Origin of the sequence: Gilliamella sp. Choc6-1 (assembly GCF_001690385.1) — a bacterium.
Lineage (GTDB): Bacteria > Pseudomonadota > Gammaproteobacteria > Enterobacterales > Orbaceae > Gilliamella > Gilliamella apicola_A.
This window is the reverse complement of sequence record NZ_LZHI01000013.1, coordinates 1-21,262: the sequence shown is the minus strand read 5'-3', so window position 1 is coordinate 21,262 and position 21,262 is coordinate 1. Positions and strand designations below refer to the sequence as shown.

Annotated in this window: 28 protein-coding genes, 1 tRNA gene and 1 pseudogene; 24 read left to right on the top strand and 6 right to left on the bottom strand. The window is 37.3% G+C overall.

The window, feature by feature from the left end:
• Nucleotides 1–2 precede the first annotated feature (2 nt).
• The 22 genes and pseudogenes from A9G36_RS01200 to A9G36_RS09810 all read left to right on the top strand — a co-directional run bounded on the left by A9G36_RS01200 (nt 3) and on the right by A9G36_RS09810 (nt 13,938).
• A complete protein-coding gene (locus A9G36_RS01200; protein WP_065585284.1) occupies nt 3–380 on the top strand; it encodes a putative holin in 378 nt (125 codons plus the stop codon).
• Nucleotides 377–664: a phage holin family protein gene (locus A9G36_RS01195; RefSeq protein ID WP_065585283.1), complete on the top strand. Its 288-nt coding sequence runs from the start codon at nt 377–379 to the stop codon at nt 662–664. The genes A9G36_RS01200 and A9G36_RS01195 overlap by 4 nt, the downstream gene beginning before the upstream one ends.
• On the top strand, nt 661–1,248 hold the full coding sequence (locus tag A9G36_RS01190) for an N-acetylmuramidase family protein (RefSeq protein WP_065585282.1): 588 nt from the start codon (nt 661–663) through the stop codon (nt 1,246–1,248). The genes A9G36_RS01195 and A9G36_RS01190 overlap by 4 nt, the downstream gene beginning before the upstream one ends.
• On the top strand, nt 1,226–1,672 hold the full coding sequence (locus A9G36_RS01185; RefSeq protein WP_065585281.1) for a hypothetical protein: 447 nt from the start codon (nt 1,226–1,228) through the stop codon (nt 1,670–1,672). Before A9G36_RS01190 ends, A9G36_RS01185 begins: the two co-directional genes overlap by 23 nt.
• Nucleotides 1,572–1,793: an Rz1-like lysis system protein LysC gene (gene lysC / locus A9G36_RS10250; RefSeq protein WP_218055740.1), complete on the top strand. Its 222-nt coding sequence runs from the start codon at nt 1,572–1,574 to the stop codon at nt 1,791–1,793. Before A9G36_RS01185 ends, lysC begins: the two co-directional genes overlap by 101 nt.
• Nucleotides 1,780–2,226, top strand: a complete 447-nt coding sequence (locus tag A9G36_RS01180) for a phage tail protein (protein WP_065574056.1) — start codon at nt 1,780–1,782, stop codon at nt 2,224–2,226. The genes lysC and A9G36_RS01180 overlap by 14 nt, the downstream gene beginning before the upstream one ends.
• On the top strand, nt 2,211–2,672 hold the full coding sequence (locus A9G36_RS01175) for a phage virion morphogenesis protein (RefSeq protein WP_065574055.1): 462 nt from the start codon (nt 2,211–2,213) through the stop codon (nt 2,670–2,672). The genes A9G36_RS01180 and A9G36_RS01175 overlap by 16 nt, the downstream gene beginning before the upstream one ends.
• A gap of 60 nt (nt 2,673–2,732) precedes the next feature.
• Entirely contained in the window at nt 2,733–3,569 is an 837-nt protein-coding gene (locus tag A9G36_RS01170; RefSeq protein ID WP_065574054.1) for a phage baseplate assembly protein V, read from the top strand.
• Nucleotides 3,566–3,919, top strand: coding sequence for a GPW/gp25 family protein (locus tag A9G36_RS01165; RefSeq protein ID WP_065574053.1), 354 nt, complete (start codon nt 3,566–3,568; stop codon nt 3,917–3,919). The genes A9G36_RS01170 and A9G36_RS01165 overlap by 4 nt, the downstream gene beginning before the upstream one ends.
• Nucleotides 3,907–4,818, top strand: coding sequence for a baseplate J/gp47 family protein (locus A9G36_RS01160; RefSeq protein ID WP_034945493.1), 912 nt, complete (start codon nt 3,907–3,909; stop codon nt 4,816–4,818). The genes A9G36_RS01165 and A9G36_RS01160 overlap by 13 nt, the downstream gene beginning before the upstream one ends.
• The gene (locus A9G36_RS01155; protein WP_065574052.1) at nt 4,808–5,413 is read left to right on the top strand and encodes a phage tail protein I; all 606 of its coding nucleotides are present in this window, start codon (nt 4,808–4,810) and stop codon (nt 5,411–5,413) included. Before A9G36_RS01160 ends, A9G36_RS01155 begins: the two co-directional genes overlap by 11 nt.
• Nucleotides 5,410–5,877: pseudogene (locus tag A9G36_RS10455) on the top strand (phage tail protein); the annotation flags it as partial. The gene A9G36_RS01155 and the pseudogene A9G36_RS10455, both read left to right, overlap by 4 nt.
• A gap of 15 nt (nt 5,878–5,892) precedes the next feature.
• Complete coding sequence (locus A9G36_RS10450; RefSeq protein ID WP_442902645.1) at nt 5,893–6,378, top strand: gp53-like domain-containing protein; 486 nt, start codon at nt 5,893–5,895, stop codon at nt 6,376–6,378.
• A 14-nt stretch (nt 6,379–6,392) separates the two neighbouring features.
• Nucleotides 6,393–6,794, top strand: a complete 402-nt coding sequence (locus A9G36_RS01145) for a tail fiber assembly protein (RefSeq protein WP_065574051.1) — start codon at nt 6,393–6,395, stop codon at nt 6,792–6,794.
• A 134-nt stretch (nt 6,795–6,928) separates the two neighbouring features.
• Nucleotides 6,929–8,104: a phage tail sheath protein gene (locus tag A9G36_RS01140; protein WP_065574050.1), complete on the top strand. Its 1,176-nt coding sequence runs from the start codon at nt 6,929–6,931 to the stop codon at nt 8,102–8,104.
• Nucleotides 8,105–8,119: 15 nt separating this feature from the next.
• On the top strand, nt 8,120–8,632 hold the full coding sequence (locus tag A9G36_RS01135; RefSeq protein ID WP_065574049.1) for a phage major tail tube protein: 513 nt from the start codon (nt 8,120–8,122) through the stop codon (nt 8,630–8,632).
• A gap of 68 nt (nt 8,633–8,700) precedes the next feature.
• On the top strand, nt 8,701–9,000 hold the full coding sequence (locus tag A9G36_RS01130; protein ID WP_065574048.1) for a phage tail assembly protein: 300 nt from the start codon (nt 8,701–8,703) through the stop codon (nt 8,998–9,000).
• Nucleotides 8,964–9,128: a GpE family phage tail protein gene (locus A9G36_RS09815; protein ID WP_442902644.1), complete on the top strand. Its 165-nt coding sequence runs from the start codon at nt 8,964–8,966 to the stop codon at nt 9,126–9,128. The genes A9G36_RS01130 and A9G36_RS09815 overlap by 37 nt, the downstream gene beginning before the upstream one ends.
• Nucleotides 9,121–12,168: a phage tail tape measure protein gene (locus A9G36_RS01125; protein WP_065585280.1), complete on the top strand. Its 3,048-nt coding sequence runs from the start codon at nt 9,121–9,123 to the stop codon at nt 12,166–12,168. Before A9G36_RS09815 ends, A9G36_RS01125 begins: the two co-directional genes overlap by 8 nt.
• A 1-nt stretch (nt 12,169) precedes the next feature.
• Entirely contained in the window at nt 12,170–12,589 is a 420-nt protein-coding gene (locus A9G36_RS01120; protein WP_065585279.1) for a phage tail protein, read from the top strand.
• Nucleotides 12,586–13,653, top strand: coding sequence for a phage late control D family protein (locus A9G36_RS01115; protein WP_065574045.1), 1,068 nt, complete (start codon nt 12,586–12,588; stop codon nt 13,651–13,653). Before A9G36_RS01120 ends, A9G36_RS01115 begins: the two co-directional genes overlap by 4 nt.
• 63 nt (nt 13,654–13,716) lie before the next feature.
• Nucleotides 13,717–13,938, top strand: a complete 222-nt coding sequence (locus A9G36_RS09810; protein WP_081296642.1) for an ogr/Delta-like zinc finger family protein — start codon at nt 13,717–13,719, stop codon at nt 13,936–13,938.
• A 151-nt stretch (nt 13,939–14,089) separates the two neighbouring features.
• Here A9G36_RS09810 and A9G36_RS01110 read toward each other — a convergent pair.
• Nucleotides 14,090–14,166: transfer RNA gene (locus A9G36_RS01110), tRNA-Ile, on the bottom strand.
• A 207-nt stretch (nt 14,167–14,373) separates the two neighbouring features.
• On the opposite strand from A9G36_RS01110, the gene A9G36_RS01105 reads away from it, so the two are divergent.
• Complete coding sequence (locus A9G36_RS01105; RefSeq protein ID WP_141670369.1) at nt 14,374–14,733, top strand: DUF4156 domain-containing protein; 360 nt, start codon at nt 14,374–14,376, stop codon at nt 14,731–14,733.
• A 73-nt stretch (nt 14,734–14,806) separates the two neighbouring features.
• Here A9G36_RS01105 and serC read toward each other — a convergent pair whose 3' ends face one another.
• From serC to argC, 5 genes are all read right to left on the bottom strand, one after another.
• Nucleotides 14,807–15,892, bottom strand: a complete 1,086-nt coding sequence (gene serC, locus A9G36_RS01100) for a 3-phosphoserine/phosphohydroxythreonine transaminase (protein WP_065569263.1) — start codon at nt 15,890–15,892, stop codon at nt 14,807–14,809.
• A 159-nt stretch (nt 15,893–16,051) separates the two neighbouring features.
• Nucleotides 16,052–17,425, bottom strand: a complete 1,374-nt coding sequence (gene argH, locus A9G36_RS01095) for an argininosuccinate lyase (protein ID WP_065585278.1) — start codon at nt 17,423–17,425, stop codon at nt 16,052–16,054.
• 179 nt (nt 17,426–17,604) lie between these two features.
• Nucleotides 17,605–18,849, bottom strand: a complete 1,245-nt coding sequence (locus A9G36_RS01090; protein WP_065585277.1) for an argininosuccinate synthase — start codon at nt 18,847–18,849, stop codon at nt 17,605–17,607.
• A 102-nt stretch (nt 18,850–18,951) separates the two neighbouring features.
• Complete coding sequence (argB, locus tag A9G36_RS01085; protein WP_065569260.1) at nt 18,952–19,731, bottom strand: acetylglutamate kinase; 780 nt, start codon at nt 19,729–19,731, stop codon at nt 18,952–18,954.
• A gap of 78 nt (nt 19,732–19,809) precedes the next feature.
• On the bottom strand, nt 19,810–20,820 hold the full coding sequence (gene argC / locus A9G36_RS01080; RefSeq protein ID WP_065585276.1) for an N-acetyl-gamma-glutamyl-phosphate reductase: 1,011 nt from the start codon (nt 20,818–20,820) through the stop codon (nt 19,810–19,812).
• A 225-nt stretch (nt 20,821–21,045) separates the two neighbouring features.
• Between argC and A9G36_RS01075 the strand changes: the two genes are divergently transcribed.
• On the top strand, nt 21,046–21,262 hold a 217-nt coding region (locus A9G36_RS01075), incomplete at its 3' end, for a transposase (RefSeq protein WP_141670598.1).

Sequence of the window (21,262 nt, the reverse complement as noted above, 5' to 3'; positions counted from 1 at the left end):
GAATGACAGAACCAACTACAACAACCTTCACCGCGGTGATTAGTGCATTTTCAATATCAATGATTTATCCCAATATTGAAAACGGCATTATTTTAGGTGCACTGTGTGGATCAATCTTACTGGTAATTAGTGAAGAACATATCTCGGTTCTTCGTCGTACCATTCTATTTTTTATATCGTTTGCGCTTGGAATATTGTTAGCCGAAATAACACTATATTTACTAATACCACTGTTCCCGTCCAACATTCAAACAAAGGTACCGCTTGGTCTTGGTGCATTAGTGGCATCAGCGGTAAGTGTCAAACTACTTCTTTGGTTAATTAAAAAGTTTGATGACCCATCTGCTTTATTCGACAAATTTAAAGGAGGTAAATCATGATAATTTTTAATGCATTTATTTGCCTGTTGATTGCTATTCGATTATTTACCTTTGATCGTGAAAACTACCAGTATAAAGCCCGATATGGCTGGCTAGCATGGCTAATGATCACATCCAGTGCGGCAGTATTTTTATTCTCATTTTTCGGGTTACTCGAACGTGCGTATTATGCTCAAGTTGTTATGAATACCGCACTGCTTCTCTGTTTTTTAATCAATAAGGGAAACATTGCCGCACTTTGCTATTTTTTTAACAAGACTCAACACAACAAGGTAAAACAATGATAACAACAGAACAATTACAAAATGTTGCCGATAAGCTTGGCATTGAATTAGCCATGGTACAAGCAGTAACCAAAGTTGAAGCTCGTTCATCAGGCATAAAAAACGGCTTACCCGTAATTCTATTTGAGCGGCATGTTTTTTATCGCCAACTTAAAAAATATGGCTTTGACGTAGAAAAATTGTCACACACTTATCCAGATTTAATCAATCCCAAGGCTGGCGGTTACTTGGGTGGTGCTCGTGAAAACTACCGGCTAACTCTGGCCAAACAAATTGATATGGATTCGGCAATTGAAAGTGCTAGCTGGGGCTTATTTCAGATTATGGGGCTCCATTGGCAACTACTTGGCTATGAATCAGCTCAGCAATTTGAACAACATATGACAGAAAGCGAGGCCATGCAGTTAGAGGCATTTTACCGCTTTATTTCTCATAGATCGAATTGCAAGCTATTACAAGCTATGAAAAATAACGATTTTTCAACATTTGCCAAGCTCTACAATGGTCCAACTTACAAAAAAAACAGTTATGACACAAAACTCAAAGAGGCGTACGAAAGCTATGCAAAATCTACTAAAAAATAGATGGTTACCTTGGTTGCTATTACTGCTTTGCTTATCGTTTAGCTATTTACGAGAACAGCTATTAAGTACCAAAAATAAACAATTACAGGCAAGCAATCTACAACTTCAAGACGACAAGCAAGAATTGATCGAAATCATTGATTATAAAAACAAGGAATTGCTTGACCTTAGTGATCAGTATCAAGCAAACGAGCAAAAACTAATAGAACAAAAAAATCAACTGCAAGTAGTTGATACGTTAAATCGTCAATATCAACAACAATTGGAGCAACTTATCAATGAAAATAAACAATTACGCATGTGGTCTGATACTAATTTGCCTGATGTTATTAAACGGCTGTACACACGGCCAGAAATCAAAGGAAGTGAAGATTATCAAAACTGGATGTCCAACCGTAACGCCTTGTTATCTTCCCATGAATAATTTAAAGCAGAACCGCTCATTAATTGACGACAATCAAGCCATCTTAACGGCATGGCATCAATGTGCAGTTCAAATCGAAATGATTTATCAATGCCAACAGGAGCAGCATGAAAAAAATTAATCAACTTCGAAAAGTACTTGAAGACAATAATTTATTTATCAAAAACAATCCCGATAAATTACATATATTTGTGGATGACGGTGACATAACAGCAACGGCTGCCAAATCATTAAGTTTTGAGTATGAGTACAAAGTTAATTTAATCATTACTGACTATGAACAACCCATTGATTATTTGATTGTACCAATAATGAGTTGGATGTATATCAATCAGCAAGAATTTATGGCAAACCCTGAACTAAGAAAAGGTGCCATTAAATTTGAAATTGAGCAATTAAACAATAATACAACCGATGTCAGTATTGAACTGAAATTGACAGAGCGTGTTATTGTAAAAAAAGGAAGCAACGGATTGGAATACAAACACATTACCGACGAACCACCCATAGATATGCGTCCTGATTGGGTTAATGAAATATGGCCGACGAATTAAATAAATTACATGAGTATGCAAACGGCATACTCACTCAACTAAATAACAGTAATCGCACCAAATTAGCACGTGAAATTGCTAAAAAACTACGGGAAAGTAACCGTAAACGTATTACAGCCCAGAAACAACCAAACGGCACCTCTTTTGAACCTAGAAGACCACAGGCGTTTCGAAAAAAAACGGGAAAGATTCGCCGTAAAATGTTTACCAAGCTACGAACAACTAAATATCTACGCATATCAGCAAACAGCAACTGCGCTACCGTAAAATTTATTAATTCGGTATCTCGTATAACACACATTCATCATTACGGATTACGTGCACGAGTAAATAAAAAAGATGATTGGACCATTAAATATCCGTCCAGAAAGTTGCTTGGCTTCAATCAACACGACTATAACATAATTGAGCAAATCACTATCGCCCACTTGGCTAGTAAGTTGTAAAAATCAATTTTACAAGTCGATAAGCTTTATTGTTTACCTATAAATAATAATGATAACGCTATGCAAAATTATCACCCTGCCGACCTAGTCGATATATTACGAAAAATTGAAAACCTGATCCGCCAAGGCGTTGTTTATCAAACCAAAGGCGATCGGGTAAAAGTCCGTTCTGGAAAATTAGTTACTGCTTGGTTGCCATGGTTTACTCATCGTGCTGGCAAAAGCCGATCTTGGTGGCGCCCTTCTATTGGTGAACAAGTATTTATTTTAAGCCCTAACGGTAACCTTGAACTTGGTTGCGTATTACCAAGCCTGTATTGTAATGATAACGCTCCCCCTTCTGATTCTGAGCACGGTTGTTTTGTTGAGTTTCCTGACGGTGCAACTTTTAAATATGAGCCAGCAGATAGTTCTTTGACAATAAACGGCATTAAAACCGCTTTTATTGATGCCGGTGACGAAATAACATTAAATTCTGGAAAAAAAATCACAATGCACGCTGGCACAGAAATTGCGATACATGCTGGTAAAAAAATCACAATGCAGTCAGATGATAAAATGGCAATACATGCGACTAATACAGTTTCTGCTCAATCACAATTTTTCGAATATTCAGCTGATACACGAATTAACTTCATGACAACAACTATTACGTACAGCTCAAATACAATTAATTTGGATGCTCCGCTGGTTAATTGTGCAGATCACGTAATGTTTAGAACATTTAGTGCAACCGGCTCGCCTTCCGGTGCTAGCGGTTCATCAGATAGCACTAGCATCATAACTGGTAATTTGATTCATATTGATGGGATTTTATCGTCGAACGGCGTTGTTCTGGATTCGCACGTTCACACTGATGTTCACGCAGGTGATGAGAATACAGGAGGTCCTAAATGAGTTATATCGGAATGAACAGCCGCAATGGCCGAACCATCACAGATATGGATCACATTAACCAATCCGTTAAAGATATTTTAACCACCCCGATAGGTTCACGCATAGAACGACGCGATTATGGTTCTTTTTTATTTTTGCTGTTAGATAATCCAAATACTGAAGCTACAAGGTTGCGTATCATTTCAGCAACAGTAATGGCACTAAATCAATGGGAGCCACGCATAAAACTGGATGCAGTTGATATTTTTGCCGATAACGAAAAGCTAACCATGCAATTAACCGGATCACGCACAGATAAGCCCAATCAAACCTTTACCAGTGATATAGAGATTGCAACATGGCCACGTTAACTGATTTATCAAAATTACCTGCACCAGATATTATCGAATCACTAAACTTTGAAGCTTTATTTGCTCAACGTAAAGAAAAGTTTATATCGCTATATCCAGCAGAACAGCAAAGCGAAGTCGCTAAAACATTGCAATATGAAAGTGAGCCAATCGTTAAACTACTACAAGAAAGTACTTATTATGAGTTAATTATACGCCAACGTATAAACGAAGCATCGCACGCATTAATGATTGCCCACGCTAAAGGCAATGACTTGGACAATCTGGGGGCTAACTTTCATGTTTATCGTTTAATCATTCAATACGAAGATAACACTGTCACGCCTGCAATCCCTGAAATTAAAGAATCAGATAGTGATTTTAGGCTACGAATTCAAGCGGCATTTGAGGGCTTATCTGTCGCGGGTCCTCGTGCCGCGTATGAATTTTATGCCCGCAGTGCGGATGGTCGAGTACTAGATGCCGCCGCTGAAAGTCCTGCACCTGCTTGCGTAACGCTAGCCATTTTGTCTCGTGAAAATAACGGTATTGCCAGTAATAATCTGATTAGCATTGTTGCTGACGCTGTCAATCAAGATCGGCGCCGCCCCATTGCCGATCGTGTTACTGTGAAATCTGTCACATTGATTGAATATAAAATAAACGCAAAACTTTATTTATATTCAGGTCCTGAATCAGAACCCATCAAAAAAGCGGCAATTGCTAATTTACAAGCATATATAACCGAAAAGCACCGTATTGGGCGCAGAATTAATCGCAGTGCCATTATTTCAGCATTACATGTTGCTGGTGTTCAACGTGTCGAATTACTACAACCTGCACAAGATATATTAATCAATCGAGAACAAGCCAGTTATTGCACAAATTATCAAGTTGAGGTTGCCGGTTATGACGAATAGGACGCTATTACCCCCCTCTGCCACTCAATTTGAGAAAAATTTATCACAAGCTATGATTTGTGATCTACCTATTCATTTACGTTCACTTTGGGATCCAAAAACATGCCCATTTGAGCTATTACCTTATTTAGCTTGGCAATATAGCGTTGATCGTTGGGACGAAAAATGGCCAGAACAAACAAAACGTAAAGTTATTGCTGAGGCATTTGAAATTCACAAACTAAAAGGTACCAAGGAGGCCATTCGCCGTGCAGTTGAACCATTTGGTTATTTGATAAATGTTATCGAATGGTGGCAAAACAACAAAACACCCGGCACATTTGCGATTGAAATTGGCATATCAGATAAGGGTATTACCGATGAATCTTACCAAGAGTTAAGCCGTATCATTGATGATGTTAAACCCGTTTCAAGGCATCTATCAGGTTTATCACTGCAACTCGTAACAAGCGGTAGCACAACAGCAGGAGCCAGTTGTTATGATGGAAACACATTAAACATCTACCCGTATATTACGAAAACCATTACAACATCATCAAAAGGTCTGATTGGCGCAATTATTAACTTAATCGATACAATGAGCATACAACCATGAGTCAAACTTACTACACAATATTAACCAAATTAGGCGCAGAACTATTAGCTAATGCTACCGCATTAGGTGTTCCGCTAAAATTAACCAGCATGGCAGTTGGCGATGGTAATGGTTCAATACCAAAGCCTATCGCTACACAAATCGCACTCGTTAACGAAGTCCGCCGAGCGCCTTTAAATTCTCTATCAGTGGATAAAAACAACCCTAATCAAATTATTGCTGAACAAGTGATACCCGAAAATGAGGGCGGTTGGTTTATTCATGAAATCGGCCTGTATGATGATAACGGCCATTTAATAGCTGTAGGTAACTGCCCATCAACCTATAAACCGAAACTTGCTGAAGGTAGTGGGCGCACTCAAGTTATCAGAATGATTATTGTTGTTGATAATGTTGATTCAGTAGCATTAAAAATAGATCCGTCTGTCGTGTTGGCTACGCGTGAATATATTGATGACCAGATAGGTAACTGCGTTCCAATGTCTCGATCGGTTAACAATAAAAAACTCGATAACGACATCGTCTTGATTGCTGACGATATTAATTCTTTACCAGCCGTTAAAAACGTGAATATTTATGATGTCAGCGTTGACACCCGTTTTAAAAAACGCCCCCTGTTCAATGGCGTTGGTATAGCTGCGTTCAGCGATTTCGATGCCAGCATCGGCGCAAATGGCTATCAAAAATTACCGTCGGGTTTGATTATCCAGTGGTGCTCAGCCCAGACAAACTCGGCAGGTACATTATTGTTAACGTTGCCGATTGAGTTTCCCAACAACTTGTTTAACGTAATTATAACAGAAGCAAACTCTGCAGGATGGGATTTGCGCTCTGCGTACTCATATGGTTATGCGGCGCAGCATTCAACACGTTCAACTATCGCTATCGCATCCCGAGTTATTTTGAACGGTGGAGGTGTTGGCGGAGCTTCTGGGCGATTTTCGGTTATCGCTATCGGCAATTAAACAGGATAAACACTATGACAATTTATTACAATTCAAAAAAAAACGCATTTTACGATTCAGATATTAACGCTGTTCCGTTGGGGTCGATAGAAATCAGTGCTGAGCTACACGCAAAATTATTACAAAATCAAACTAACGGGTTGGTGATAACATCAGACAAAAGAGGACAACCAATAGCTATTGAGCCAATTATTACATCTGATGATAAAAAAGAGCTAAACAGCACTAAAAAACAAAAATTAATCAATGAAGCTAATGAAAAAATAGCTATTTTGCAAGATATTATCGATCTTGATATGCAAGAAGCAAACGAAGAAGAGCAACTTAAACAATGGAAAAAATATCGAATATTGTTAATGCGTGTCGATATTAACCAGTCTGATATCAATTGGCCAGAACAACCACGCAATATTTAAGATATTGGTGTTAGCTGTTCGACTTGTAAAAACAAAATCTACAACCTGAACAACTAACACCATTTTTTTAATGTGCAACTATCTCCGTACATTTATTTTGCAACCTTACATATGTAAACTGCTACGGAGATCTTATGGCCAACGATTACCATCACGGCGTCCGAGTTATCGAAATTAATGAAGGTGCACGAGCAATCAGAACAGTATCAACGGCTGTCATTGGCATTGTGTGTACCAGCGATGATGCGGACGCTAATCATTTTCCACTTAACACACCGATTTTAATTACCAATGTTAACTCTGTAATTGGTAAAGCGGGTTCACAAGGCACACTAAAACCAACGCTTGAAGCCATTGCGGATCAGTGTTCACCCGTTATTGTTGCTGTCCGTGTTGAAACTGGTGCAACAGAAGCCGACACAACGGCAAATATCATTGGTACAACAACAAACGACGGCAAATATACTGGCATGAAAGCCCTGCTTTCAGCACAAACCCAACTTAAAGTTAAGCCACGTATTTTGGCTGTACCGGGTTACGATTCGTTACCAGTTGCAACCGCATTAATATCAATAGCACAAAAATTGCGTGCATTTTGCTACTTATCAGCTTACGGAGCAAAAACCAAAGAAGATGCAGTACTTTACCGCAATCAACTTGGCGCCCGTGAAGCTATGGTAATTTGGCCGAACTTTATTGGGTTTGATACAACACAAAAACAAAACGTCACATTGGCCGCAACAGCTCGGGCTATTGGCTTACGTGCCAAAATCGACCAACAGGTCGGCTGGCATAAAACATTATCAAATGTGGCCATTAATGGTGTGACGGGAATTTCTCATGATGTTTTTTGGGACTTGCAAGAAGAAAGCTCTGATTCCAACTACTTAAACGAAAATGAAGTCACTACACTGATTTGTAATCAAGGTTACCGCTTCTGGGGATCTCGCACTTGCTCAGCAGATAGCTTATTTGCGTTTGAAAACTACACACGCACGGCACAAGTATTAGCAGACACCATTGCCGAAGCTCAATTTGCCTTGGTTGATCTACCAATGCACGCCTCATTAATCAAAGATTTGATCGAATCAATTAACAATAAATTCCGTGAATTAAAATCGAATGGCTACATCATCGACGGTAAAGCATGGTTCGATCCAGAAGCGAACACGCCAGACATTCTAAAAGCTGGAAAGTTATATGTCGATTATGACTACACCCCGGTACCACCATTAGAAAACCTTATGTTACGCCAGCGCATTACTGACAAGTATTTGGTCGATCTGGCTAATTCAGTAGCAGCTAATTAAGCGGAGATCAACTAAATGGCTTTACCTAAAAAACTCAAATACTTTAACGTTTATGTTAACGGTACTTCTTACATCGGTCAGGTTGAATCATTCACGCCGCCAAAGCTAACCCGAAAACTTGAAAATTTCCGCGGTGGTGGTATGCCTGGTTCTGCCCCTATTGACCTTGGCTATGACGATGACGCTTTAGTTGTGGACTGGTCAATTGGCGGCCTTGCATACGAAGTATTAAAACAACACGGCGGATTATTAAATGGTGTGACATTGCGCTTTGCGGGTGCTTATCAAAAAGATGATAGTGAAGACTATACTAAAGTCGAAATTATTATGACAGGTCGCCACAAAGAACAAGATCGCGGTGAACTCAAACAAGGTGAGAGTAATTCAACGAAGATTACCACACACTGCACCTACTATAAAGAAATTATCGACAACGAAGAAAGCGCCGAAATTGATTTTATTAATATGATTGACAAAATTGGTGGCACAGACCGATTAACACAAGCACGCCAAGCAATTGGTATCTAATAAACCGTAAAACATAGCCCGCAAGGGCTATCACAATTATCAATAAAATTATTATGAGGGTAAAAGTTATGCAAAACACACAACAAGTTAAATTAAAATCAGGCTTACAATCAGGTAAAACAACTATTACTGAATTAACAATACGCAAACCTTTAACGGGTGATCTTCGTGGAGTAAAATTGGTCGATTTTATCGAGCTAGATATTGATTCACTAGCAAAAGTACTACCACGCATTGCAACTCCAGCAATTGCTGAACATGAAGTTTTCAATTTAGATTTAATTGACCTTTCCGAAATAACAAAAGTAATTGCTGGTTTTTTGTCAGAGAAATCGAACAATGCAACAACGGGATCCCAAACCGAGTAGAAGATGCTATAGCGGATATTGCTTCAATATTTCATTGGCAACCATCAGCTATGTATGAGTTTACATTATCCGAACTAATGGAATGGCGGGAACAAGCCCGCCTAAGAAGCGGTTCAACTGATGAATGATTTACAATTAAAAATTACGTTAAACGGCATAGATAAAACAAGCCGACCGCTTCGCAATATAAAAGGCGGTGCAAAAGGACTTGCTCAACAAATTAAAGAAACAAAAGAAAAACTATCACAACTAAATGATCTTCAAAAAAATCTTGATGGTTTTGCCAAATTAAAGCAACAAGTTAAAGATTCACGAAAAGCATTTAATGATGCTCGGGATAAAGTAAAATTACTTTCTGAACAATTTACTAATACATCGTCATCAACAAAAAAAATGAGACGAGAGTTAGAAAAAGCAAAAAAAGAAGCTAATAAATTAAAAGATTCATTTATTTCATTGGCTTCCAAACAAAGGCGGCAATATACCGAATTCATAAGGGCAGGAATTAGTACTAAAAATATAGTAAATCATCAAGAAACCTTAAAAACAAAAATTTTAGAAACGACACAAGCACTTGCACAACAAAATGCAAAATTGAGTCAACGCAACGCTCATTTACAAAAGTTGAATAATATCCGTGCAAAATACGATACCGGCATGCAACGCATGGCGGTGCTCGGTGGAGTCGGCTATGGTGCCCTATCGACTGGGAAAACAGTAGCCAGAGGTATGAAAAACTTGCTATATACTGGTTACGAATTTGATGCCAGCATGAGCGCAACGCAAGCGGTAACCAGAATTGACGATAAAAACGATCCTCGTATGTTAGCACTACGAAAACAAGCACGAGAATTGCCATTAGTCTCTAAATTTACTGATAGCGAGGTAGCTCAAGGACAATATTTTTTAGGCAGAACGGGATATAATCCAGATCAAATATTAAAAGCAATGCCTCATGTGTTGAACCTTGCCGCCGCTGGTGATCTTGATTTAGCAACTACCGCCGATATATCTTCAAACATACAAAAAGCAATGCGCATTCCAGCAGAAGAAATGGGGAAAGTATCTGATGTCTTAACTGCCGCATTCACACGCAATAATGTTGACATTCGAATGTTGGGGGAATCCCTTAAGTATACTGCTGGTATTTCTCAGCAATACGGTCAAAGTTTGGAAACACTAACTACCGCTACTGCGCTACTAGGTAACGCTGGTATTCAAGGTAGCCAAGCAGGTACATCTCTTCGACAAGTTCTAATTAGAATTGGTAATAGTAACACGGTTAAAAAACTGGGAATAAAAACTGCAGATAAAAACGGCAACATGAGAGATCTTGGAGATATATTTGAAGAAATACAAAAAGCCACATCTCACATGGGCAACGTGCAACGAGCGGCGATATATAAAGATATTGCAGGACAAATCGGAGTTACTGGATTTAACGAATTAATGGCAACCGTTGAAACAGGGGAATTCCAAGCCATGCGTCGAGAATTATATAATTCAAAAGGCGAAGCCGCAAAAGTAGCAAAAATAAAACTCGACAACTTAGCCGGTGATATGACAATGCTACATGCTGCATTTGAAAACATCAGCGTTGAACTATTCGAAAAAAATAATGACTGGCTACGTAAAGCTGTTCAAGGTTTAACTAATTTATTACATGGTTTTGGTGAGTTTCTCAAAAAACATCCAGCGGTAAGTAAAGCATTGGTTGTTATTGGTGCGGGGCTAGCAACAATTACTACTGCATTTGGTGCATTTGCAATAATGCTAATGAGTGTTTTTGGTCCAATGTTAATGACCCGATTTATATTATCAAGAATTGGTTTATCATTTGGTGGTTTATCTATAAAAACGAATGTTGCAAAAAAAGGGTTTTCGTCGTTTAGCAAAACATTATTATCATTTATTGTGCCAGGTAAAAAAACTGGCTCAATATTAAAATCAATCGGTAAATCAATACTAGCTATTGGTAAATCACCTAAAAAACTTCTACTTGGAGGAATTGGATTTACCGGATTACCATTTAAAAGAATAAGCTCATTATTTGGCAAATCAACATTAATTCCCCGTATATTACAATTTTTTGGTTTTGCACTCAGAGGAGTTAGCTTTGTTCTTGGCCCAATCGGTTGGATTATTACTGCAGCTAGTTTGCTTTATAAATACTGGCAACCCGTTAGCGCCTTTTTTATTGGTTTTTGGGAAGGATTAAAAGAATCATTATCGCCCGTAGCTGAAGAATTTTCATATCTTGAACCGTTTGTTACAACAATCGGTGATGGATTTAAATGGCTTGGAGAAAAAATAAGTAGCTTAATAAATTGGTTTTGTGAACTGTTTGAACCAGTAAAGTTAACAAAAGAAGAATTCAAAAACGCAAAAGAATCAGGCAAATCTTTTGGGAGAAGTGTCGGCGAGGCAATTCGATGGCCTTTAAGTATGTTAAACAAACTATACTTAAAATTTAAAGAATTTAATGACTTTTTAGACGCAACATTTCAAAAAATTGAAGGAATACTTTCTGGAGAAGGAATCATCTTTGATAAATTTACAAAAATAGGATCTTATATTTCTGATGGAATCATCACAGGAATCATCAATAAACAAGATGAAACAAAGAAAGCAGTATCAAATCTTGGTACAAATATTAGCAACTGGTTTAAAAGCACTTTAGATATTCACTCACCATCCAGAGTTTTTGCTAAATTCGGCGGTTATACAATTGATGGTTATATACATGGCATTGAACATAACCAAAGTGATGCATTCCGCTCAATGTGCCAACTTGGAAAAAACATTGGCAACCGATTTAAAAATACATTAGATATTTACTCACCTTCTCGTTTATTTACAAAATTTGGCGGACACGCGGTTGATGGGTATGTTAACGGTATTGAACGAAATCAAAATGACGCAATACAAAGTGTTGGCCAACTTGCAAACAACATAATAACCACAGGATCACAACTTTCAAGTGGTGTTGTCGTAGATAATCGCCGCCCTATTAGGGGTACCTCAGGTATATCACAATATTACATAACAATAAATGCCGCACCTGGCATGAATGAAAAAGAATTGGCACGTTGTGTAGCTAAAGAGATAGAACGACGTGAACGTAATCAATCAGCACACTACCGTTCAAGTTTAAGGGATATCGATTAATATGATGATGATGTGTTACGGCTTATTTGTTTTTGGTTTAAAAACAATACCCTATCAGACTGTCGAAGAAAATAAAGATTGGCGTTTCCCAGCTAATTCACGGGTAAATCAACGTTCAGCATTACAATTTATTGGTCGTGATAACGAAACAATAATATTGTCTGGCGTATTGTATCCAGAATTAACTGGCGGTCGATTAAGTTTGGCTGTTTTAGAAAGAATGGCCGATCTTGGTTACTCATGGCCATTAATCGAAGGTACAGGTATGCATCTTGGCTTCTTCGTTATGACCAACTTAAAAAAAACAAAAACGGAATTTTTTAAAGATGGGGCACCCCGCAAGATTGAATTCACTATATCACTAACAAAAGCTGACCCGGCAGACCGACTGCCTTTCGCTGATATTATAGGGATGATATGAAACAACCAACCTACACAATCACAATTGATGATAAAAATATTACATCTAATTTTGATAAACGTCTTATCTCGATGCAGATTACTGATAATCGAGGGTTAGATGCTGACACCATATCGATTGAACTAGATGATAGCGACGGCAAACTTGAACTGCCAAAGCGAGGAGTTCAAATTAGCGTATCACTAGGCTGGATTAATGATAATGTTATATTACAAAACATATTCACTATTGACGAATGCGAGCACTCCGGAACACCAGACGTACTATCAATTCGTGGCAAAAGCGCCAATTTGCGTGACTCACTAAACGAAAAACGTGAAAAAAGCTACTCCGATACAACACTTGGGGCAATAACCGAAGAAATTGCAAAACGGCACGATCTGCTGTTCAGAATAGATAAAAGTATAGAGCATGAACACATTGCTCATATAGACCAGACCAATGAATCGGATGCCTCGTTTTTAACACGCCTATACAACGATTTTAATGCCGCTGTAACATTAAAAAATGGCATGCTGATTATTTTCAAAAAAGGATTGGCAAAAACAGTAAATGGTCAAGGCATCCCGACAACAACAATCACCCGGAAGCTTGGCGATCAGCACCGCTTTGCTATTGCCGATAGAAATGCTTACACTGGCGTAAAAGCTTATTGGATTGACTACCGCCAACAGAAAAAGCAGCAAACCAAAGCAACTCGAAAAACGAAAAACAACCAAACAAGCAAAGATGAAAGTGGCGTGCTAGTCGGCGCCGATGAAAACGTAAAAATATTACGGCACACATACGCATCCAAACAAAGCGCTTACCGAGCGGCTCGTAATGAATGGTACAAATTACAACGCGGCGCATCACAATTTAGCATCAACCTTGCCGAAGGACGCCCTGACATTTACCCAGAAATGCCCGCCTCAGTCGAAGGATTCAAAAAGGAGATCGACTCAACACTATGGACAATAACCCGTTGCACACACAGCTTAGACACAAACAGTGGTTATACCACTTATGTTGAACTCGAAATTAAATTAGAAGATGAAGAAAAACCCAAAGAAGAAAATGAATAATGCTGGATTTAATTAAAAGTTAATATAAAATTAACTAAAAATTAAAGAAGAGGTAAAGTATCGATGAAATGCCCACACTGTAAAGCCAAAACCGTAATCCGAACTAGCCAAGAACTCAGCGAACTAACTCGCAAGCAATATCGACAATGCACAAATGTTTACTGCTGTCACTCATTTACGGTATTGCAATCTGTCTCAGAAACGATAGTGCCCAGCGCTTGCCCTGATCCAGCAGTAAAGATACCTATTTCACCAAAAAACCACTACCAACTACATACAAGATAAAGCTTAAATGGGTTGTATTATAAAATACGACCCAATCAATTTTCTGTAACTAACATAAAAACTAACCGCCATTTTACCGCCACTTAGTAAAGTTGACTGATTTTCATAATGTGATTTTTAAATGTAAACTTTTGATTATATTAATTTAGAATGGTGGCCCCTACTGGACTTGAACCAGTGACCAATCGATTATGAGTCGACTGCTCTGACCAACTGAGCTAAGGGGCCATTTTGATGTGCTACTGAATTAGTAGGTTTGCGATTATAATAGAGTTAAATCGAATTTGCTATAGTTAATTAATAAAATAGGTTGGTTTGATTATTTATTAACCTTCATTTTATTGGATTTTGTGCAAACTTAATTACTGATATTCTTTGTTTAACTAAACTGATACAATAAGTTAAGCTATTTGTTATATTGGATGAGGAAATTTTATGTTTATTAAAAAATCGCTAGTTATTGGTGTTACAATATCAACAACTTTGCTTTTAAGTGCTTGTAGCAACTCTAATCATCAACTTACTTCTGCCGGTAGTCATGTTCAATTCATCGATACTAAACCTGCTGCTTCTTGTCAATTATTGGGTAAAGCCGAAGGACGCCGTAGTAGCTTCTTTTCTGGTCTTAAAACACATAGTGAACTTATTCGCGATGCAGCAACAGAACTAATGAATAATGCAGCTGCTATGGGGGGCAATGTAATTTATAATGCTCAAGATGCGTCTATGAAGTATATTTCAGATATTGCGCCAACAGATGCAATTATGGTTGGTGAGGTTTATCGTTGTAAATGATGTGTAACTAAACAAAAAAACAGGAGGTTTGACCTCCTGTTTTATTATTTATAATTCTTAGTATGATCTTAAATTAACCATGTTGTTTTTCAAATTGCTGCATAAAATCAATTAAATAATTGACGCCTTCTTGATCCATCGCATTATAAATAGATGCACGCATTCCACCTGCAATTCTGTGACCTTTGATGCCGATAATGTTAGCTTGAGTTGCTTCGCTTACAAATTTTTTATCCAACTCTTCATTTGGTGATAAGAAGGTAACATTCATAATTGACCGATTAACTGCTGCAACATTATTTCGATAAAAATCAGATTGGTCGATGAATTGATATAGTAATTGTGCTTTAGCTTGGTTTCGTTGTTGCATTGCTTTTAGCCCACCAAGTTTTTTGATCCATTTAAACACCAAACCAGACATGTACCATGCAAATGTAGGCGGTGTATTAAACATAGAGTCATTGTCTAATAAAATTTTGTAGTCTAATACTGATGGTAAGATTTTTTGTGCATAGCCAATTAGATCTTCACGCACAATAACTATAGTGATACCTGATGGACCAATGTTTTTTTGTGCGCCAGCATAAATGATACCGTATCTGCTTATGTCAATAGGTTGTGATAAAATGCATGAAGATAAGTCGGCAACAACAGTTTTGTTATCAAAATTAGGCTCTTCAAAAATCTGAACACCGTCGATGGTTTCATTTGGACAATAGTGTACATAAGCTGTGTCATCATTTAATTGCCACTCTGACATAGATTTAACCAACGTTAGTCCGTTTTGTTTGATAACAACATTTTGTTCATTCACTTGACAATATTTGCTGGCTTCTTTGATTGCGCATTGGCTCCAATAACCACTATTAATATAGTCGGCACTGGTTTTATTCCCTAAAATATTTAATGGAACAGCAGCAAATTGTGCTCTGGCACCACCTTGGCAATAGAGAATTTTGTAATTGTTAGGAAGGTTTAAGATTTCTCGTAGGTCGTTGGTAGCTTCAATAGCACAGGCGTCAAAATCTTTACCTCTATGGCTTAATTCCATGACTGAAGCGCCTGTATTATGCCAATTTAATAATTCAGTTTGAACTTGTTTTAATACATCTGCAGGCAATTTTGCTGGGCCGGCACTAAAATTATAACTTTTATTCATTGCAATTCACTTTGATCCATTCAAAAAGAACTCTATTTTTACACTGTATGAATAGATATACAATCATATTTTTTGTTAAAAAGTTTCAGGTAACTATGTGTTTCAGTATAAAAATACCGGCTAATGCCGGTATAGTTGTTATTAGAATAATATAGCTATTTATGAAAGTTGTTGCTTGGCAACTTCAATCGCTGATTTTACCTGTTGTGGTGAAACCCCACCTTTGGCACAGCGTTTAGCTAGGCATGATTCTAACGATAATATTGGATAAACATCATTATCAATAACTGGGCTAAATTTTTGTAGTTCTTCAAGCGAAAGTTCTTCGAGCGCTTTTTGCTTTGCAATAGCCTCAACAATTGCTTCACCAACAATGTGGTGAGCCTCACGAAACGGTATGCCTTTGGCAACTAAATAATCAGCCAGTTCAGTTGCATTAGAATAACCTTGTTTGGCAGCTTCTTGGCAATTTGTGTAGTTAATCTTAATATCCTCGAGTACTAGTGTGGCCATATCTAAGCATTCTTGCCAAGTATCAAGTGCGTCAAATAGGTGCTCTTTGTCTTCTTGTAAATCTTTATTATAAGCAAGCGGTAAACCTTTGAAGGTCATTAAGGCTCCTGTTAATGCACCCGCAACCCGCCCTATTTTGCCACGAATCAGTTCTAATGCATCTGGATTCTTTTTTTGTGGCATGAGTGAAGATCCTGAAGTCACTCGATCTGATAGTTCAACAAAATTGGCTTCACCACTATTGAAAATAATAAGATCTTCAGCAAAACGCGATAGGTGTACCATACCTATTGAGGCATTATTTAATAGTTCAAGGATGTGATCACGATCAGACACCGAATCCAGACTATTATTCGTTGCTTGAGCAAACCCTAACCAATGAGCCAATTGCTCACGATCCATTGGATAGGCAGTTCCAGCTAAGGCACCAGAGCCTAACGGACTAACATCTAAACGTTGTAATGTATCTTCTAAGCGGCTGACATCACGACTTAACATTTCAAAATAAGCCAAGCACCAATGCGCAAATGTAATTGGTTGTGCTCGTTGCAAGTGGGTGTAACCAGGCATAATGGCTTTTTGGTACTGTTCAGCGGTTGTAACTAGTAATTGGCGTAAATGATTTATCGCATTAATTAAATGAGGAATTTGGTCTTTACACCATAATTTTAAGTCGGTTGTTGATTGGTCATTACGGCTTCGTCCTGTGTGTAATTTTTTACCTAAGTCGCCAATTTTTTCAATCAGTTTTTGTTCAACCCAACTGTGTATGTCTTCGGCATCACTTTGTAAAATTTGGTTAGGATCTTGTTTAACCAATAACAACAATTCATTTAAGGCTTTTTCTAATTTTTTTTGTTCATCATAAGATATAACGTTAACCGTCACCAATGCTTTTGACCAAGCAATTGAGCCAATGATATCTTGCTCTGCAAGACGATAATCAAAGCGCAATGAATCATTAAAATGCTTAAATCGTTGATCTGCTTTTTGGCTAAAACGCCCACCCCATAATGCCATAATTACCTCAATATTATCTTAAATGAATGTTATCTTAATGATTAACTATACAATTTCAATTTTGTTTTATATATTTATTTTTATAATAAAATTAAATTTAATCAAGAATAAAAATAATATATACAGGACGTTGCCTGTATATATTTATTATTAACGCTATTTTATTTGCAAATTGGCGTTTAGTTTTTCGCTTTTTTAGCAGTTTGTTTTTGCTGTTTCTCATTTAAAGCACGTATGCGTGATGACAATGAAAATAGACGAATAAATCCACCTGCATGACTATGATCATAAACTTCATCTTCACCAAATGTAGCAAATTCTTCATTATATAAACTATTTGGTGATTTCTTTTGCACGGCAGTTGCATTACCTTTATAAAGTTTAACCACTACTTCCCCCGTCATGTCTTGTGCCAAAACTTCAGCCGCAGCTTGAATTGATCGACGATATGGTGCAAACCAGCGTCCATCATAAACAACATAAGCCATTTCAATACCTAGTTGTTCACGCCATTTAAAGCTGTCACGGTCTAATATTAATTGTTCTAAACCACGTAATGCTGTCATCATTATTGTGCCGCCAGGCGTTTCATAACAACCACGCGATTTGATACCGACTAAGCGATTTTCAATAATATCAACTCGACCAACACCATGTTTTGCACCAATTTTATTTAATGTTGCAACACAGTTATATGGTGATAATTTTTTCCCATTTACTGAAACCACTTCACCTTTTTCAATACCAATGGTTACTAATTCTGGTTGGTTTGGAGCATCTTCTGGCGAAACAGTCCAAGCCCAGCAATCTGTATTAGCTTGGTTCCATGTGCTTTCTAACACACCACCTTCAGTGGAGATATGCCATGCGTTTTCGTCACGGCTGTAAATTTTTTCAACGGTTGCAGTTGTTGGAATTTTACGAACTTTTAAATAATCAATTAATGCTTCGCGTGAACGCAGATCCCATTCACGCCAAGGAGCAATCACTTTAAGTTGTGGTGCAAGTGCAGTATAGGTTGTTTCAAAACGCACTTGGTCATTGCCTTTACCAGTCGCTCCGTGACAGAGTGTATCAGCCCCGACTTCTAACGCATATTCAACTTGCGCTTTTGCAATAATTGGACGAGCCATGGAGGTACCAAGATAATAAGTTCCTTCGTATAAGGCCCCTGTTTTTAAGACCGGATATACGTAATCTTTAACAAATTCTTCTCTTAAATCAACAACTTTACAAGCAATTGCACCCGATGCTTTAGCCTTTTTTTCTACATCTTTTAGTTCTTTTGGATCTTGACCTACATTAGCAACAAAGGCATAAACTTCACATCCACCATAATTTTCTTTCAACCAAGGAATAATTGCTGATGTATCCAAACCACCTGAATAAGCCAATACAACCTTTTTTGTTCCACTTTTTTTCATGTTATACCCTTTCTAAATTAACTGACGATAAAAATGAGTTAAAAACTTTTTTATTAATCATTAAATATAGATAACTAGCTTAATATACTAGCTGATCAATATCTAAGCAATGATTCTTGTGCCTGTAGAGCCTGATTGCCCGTTAAATAATTCGATGAGTTGGTGGGATTCTTTCCAACTAGCAATATCAATTGGTCGCCCTAAGGCCTTGGCGGCTTCGAAAGCTGAATTCACTTTAACGACCATACCGTCTGTAATAACACCTTTAGCAATCAGTTGATCCGCTTGCGATTGCGTTAATGATTCAATGCGTTGTTTGTTTTCGTCAAGTACGCCAACTACATCAGACAATAATATTAAATCAGCATTTAAGGTCTTAGCTAGCGCTACCGCTGCGTGATCGGCATTAACATTCATCATTTGTCCCGCATGGGTAATACCAATCGAGCTAATAATGGGAAGGTAACCCGAATTAATAAGTAGATTGATTAATGTAGGATCGCCAGCTTTAGCTTCACCAACATAGCCTAAATCTTCTGAAATTTGTTTAACTTCTACACTATTACCATCAGCTAAACAGAGTCCTACACTTGCTATTTGCTGTTTTTTTGCTTCTGACAATAAAGTAGTATTGGCACTGCCAGCAAGGCTACCAACAATAACGTCAATTTGATCTGCAGGAGTTACACGTAATCCATTGCGACGGACTACGGGTAAAGAAAGCCTATCCATTAACGAATCAACTACCGTACCACCACCATGAACAATAATTAATGATCGTTGAAAATTTTTTTTGTACTCACTAATAACGTCAAATAATTTACTTAAGGCATCTTTGTTATCAAGTAATACACCACCAAGCTTTATAATTAATGGTTTCATTTTAGTTTCCTATTAATTTAACCTACTTTTAATTCATTAAAAATTTTTGTACAGAGTTTAGAAATAATTTACTCATTTTTATAATAGTGATGTGGTTTCATCAAAATTATATCGAATGTTCATACACTGCACAGCTTGTGCTGCTGCGCCTTTTAATAAATTATCTTCAACAGAAATTAATATTAAATGACGATCTTTCAATACAAATCCAATATCACAATAAGGCAGACCAATGACAGATTTTAACGCTGGCCAATTTTTTTGATAAATTCTAATCAAAGGTTTATTTTGGTAATATTTATTTAAAGCTTTGAGGATATCTTGTGATGTTACACCTTCTTTTACTCGACAAGTAATTGTGGCGTGGATACCTTGTTTAAAACTGCCTAAATGAGGTGTAAAGATCACTTCTTGACCTAAATGTGTTGCAATTTCTGGTTGGTGTCGATGCGTAAAAAGTCCATAAGCATGTAAACTTACTTCACAAAATATATTATTATACGAAGGTTTTCGACCTGATCCACTCACCCCACTTACAGCATTAATAACAGGCCATTGTGAATTATCTAGTAGCACCTCCTCAATTAATGGTTTTAGTGGTAATTGTGATGCTGTAGGGTAACATCCTGGTACAGCAATAAGTTGTGCCTTTTTAATTTGTTCACTATTCCACTCTGCTAAACCATAAACTGCTTTATCTAACCATTTTGGATACTGATGGGTAAAACCATAATAGTCGGTATAAAAACTAGCCGAATTAACTCTAAACGCACCCGACAAATCAAAAACTGTACAACCATGTTCTAAAAAATAAGGAGCTATATTATGGCTGATAGCATGTTCAGTAGCTAAAAAAACAATATCAAGATCATTGATATAGGAAGAATAATCAGCAGTGGCAATAAGTGGTAAGTCAACAACACCTTTTAACTGAGGGTGTAAATCATAATCAGAAATAAGCTTACCACCGTCTTGGCTGTTTTCAGACACAGTTAAAGCAATAAGTTGTATATGCGAATGCTTGTATAAATAATAAGCTAATTTTGCCCCAGCATAACCACTTGCACCAACAATAATTGCTTTTAACATACCCTACCCTTATCTATTTTTTATGCAATAATGTGCATATAGTAGGTTATTTATAAGGCTATTACAAGCATAAAATGAATTTTTATTCACTTTTTGTGAATTAAATTTCATTTATTTTTTTGCAAACATATCAATATTATAACTTATTATTGTAACTACCCCCCTAAAATAGTACAGCAAAAAAGTAGAAAATTCTCTATGATAAAAGTAAAAGGGGATTTAATTATGAAAAAAATGACTGAACATCAAATCGTCGCTATTTTAAAAGAAGCTGAAGCGGGTATTCCGGTTAAAGAACTGTGCCGTAAATATGGCATGGGTAATTCAACTTTCTATAAATGGCGAGAAAAATACGGCGGAATGGAAACTTCGGATATCAAACGCTTAAAGGAGCTGGAGGCTGAAAATCGCAAGCTTAAGCAGATGTTTGCCGAACTGAGCT

Coding starts and splice junctions, on each gene's coding strand:
- A9G36_RS01200 (WP_065585284.1), top strand. CDS start 3: ATGACAGAACCAACTACAACAACCTTCACCGCGGTGATTAGTGCATTT.
- A9G36_RS01195 (WP_065585283.1), top strand. CDS start 377: ATGATAATTTTTAATGCATTTATTTGCCTGTTGATTGCTATTCGATTA.
- A9G36_RS01190 (WP_065585282.1), top strand. CDS start 661: ATGATAACAACAGAACAATTACAAAATGTTGCCGATAAGCTTGGCATT.
- A9G36_RS01185 (WP_065585281.1), top strand. CDS start 1,226: ATGCAAAATCTACTAAAAAATAGATGGTTACCTTGGTTGCTATTACTG.
- lysC (WP_218055740.1), top strand. CDS start 1,572: ATGTTATTAAACGGCTGTACACACGGCCAGAAATCAAAGGAAGTGAAG.
- A9G36_RS01180 (WP_065574056.1), top strand. CDS start 1,780: ATGAAAAAAATTAATCAACTTCGAAAAGTACTTGAAGACAATAATTTA.
- A9G36_RS01175 (WP_065574055.1), top strand. CDS start 2,211: ATGGCCGACGAATTAAATAAATTACATGAGTATGCAAACGGCATACTC.
- A9G36_RS01170 (WP_065574054.1), top strand. CDS start 2,733: ATGCAAAATTATCACCCTGCCGACCTAGTCGATATATTACGAAAAATT.
- A9G36_RS01165 (WP_065574053.1), top strand. CDS start 3,566: ATGAGTTATATCGGAATGAACAGCCGCAATGGCCGAACCATCACAGAT.
- A9G36_RS01160 (WP_034945493.1), top strand. CDS start 3,907: ATGGCCACGTTAACTGATTTATCAAAATTACCTGCACCAGATATTATC.
- A9G36_RS01155 (WP_065574052.1), top strand. CDS start 4,808: ATGACGAATAGGACGCTATTACCCCCCTCTGCCACTCAATTTGAGAAA.
- A9G36_RS10450 (WP_442902645.1), top strand. CDS start 5,893: ATGTCTCGATCGGTTAACAATAAAAAACTCGATAACGACATCGTCTTG.
- A9G36_RS01145 (WP_065574051.1), top strand. CDS start 6,393: ATGACAATTTATTACAATTCAAAAAAAAACGCATTTTACGATTCAGAT.
- A9G36_RS01140 (WP_065574050.1), top strand. CDS start 6,929: ATGGCCAACGATTACCATCACGGCGTCCGAGTTATCGAAATTAATGAA.
- A9G36_RS01135 (WP_065574049.1), top strand. CDS start 8,120: ATGGCTTTACCTAAAAAACTCAAATACTTTAACGTTTATGTTAACGGT.
- A9G36_RS01130 (WP_065574048.1), top strand. CDS start 8,701: ATGCAAAACACACAACAAGTTAAATTAAAATCAGGCTTACAATCAGGT.
- A9G36_RS01125 (WP_065585280.1), top strand. CDS start 9,121: ATGAATGATTTACAATTAAAAATTACGTTAAACGGCATAGATAAAACA.
- A9G36_RS01120 (WP_065585279.1), top strand. CDS start 12,170: ATGATGATGATGTGTTACGGCTTATTTGTTTTTGGTTTAAAAACAATA.
- A9G36_RS01115 (WP_065574045.1), top strand. CDS start 12,586: ATGAAACAACCAACCTACACAATCACAATTGATGATAAAAATATTACA.
- A9G36_RS09810 (WP_081296642.1), top strand. CDS start 13,717: ATGAAATGCCCACACTGTAAAGCCAAAACCGTAATCCGAACTAGCCAA.
- A9G36_RS01105 (WP_141670369.1), top strand. CDS start 14,374: ATGTTTATTAAAAAATCGCTAGTTATTGGTGTTACAATATCAACAACT.
- serC (WP_065569263.1), bottom strand. CDS start 15,892: ATGAATAAAAGTTATAATTTTAGTGCCGGCCCAGCAAAATTGCCTGCA.
- argH (WP_065585278.1), bottom strand. CDS start 17,425: ATGGCATTATGGGGTGGGCGTTTTAGCCAAAAAGCAGATCAACGATTT.
- A9G36_RS01090 (WP_065585277.1), bottom strand. CDS start 18,849: ATGAAAAAAAGTGGAACAAAAAAGGTTGTATTGGCTTATTCAGGTGGT.
- argB (WP_065569260.1), bottom strand. CDS start 19,731: ATGAAACCATTAATTATAAAGCTTGGTGGTGTATTACTTGATAACAAA.
- argC (WP_065585276.1), bottom strand. CDS start 20,820: ATGTTAAAAGCAATTATTGTTGGTGCAAGTGGTTATGCTGGGGCAAAA.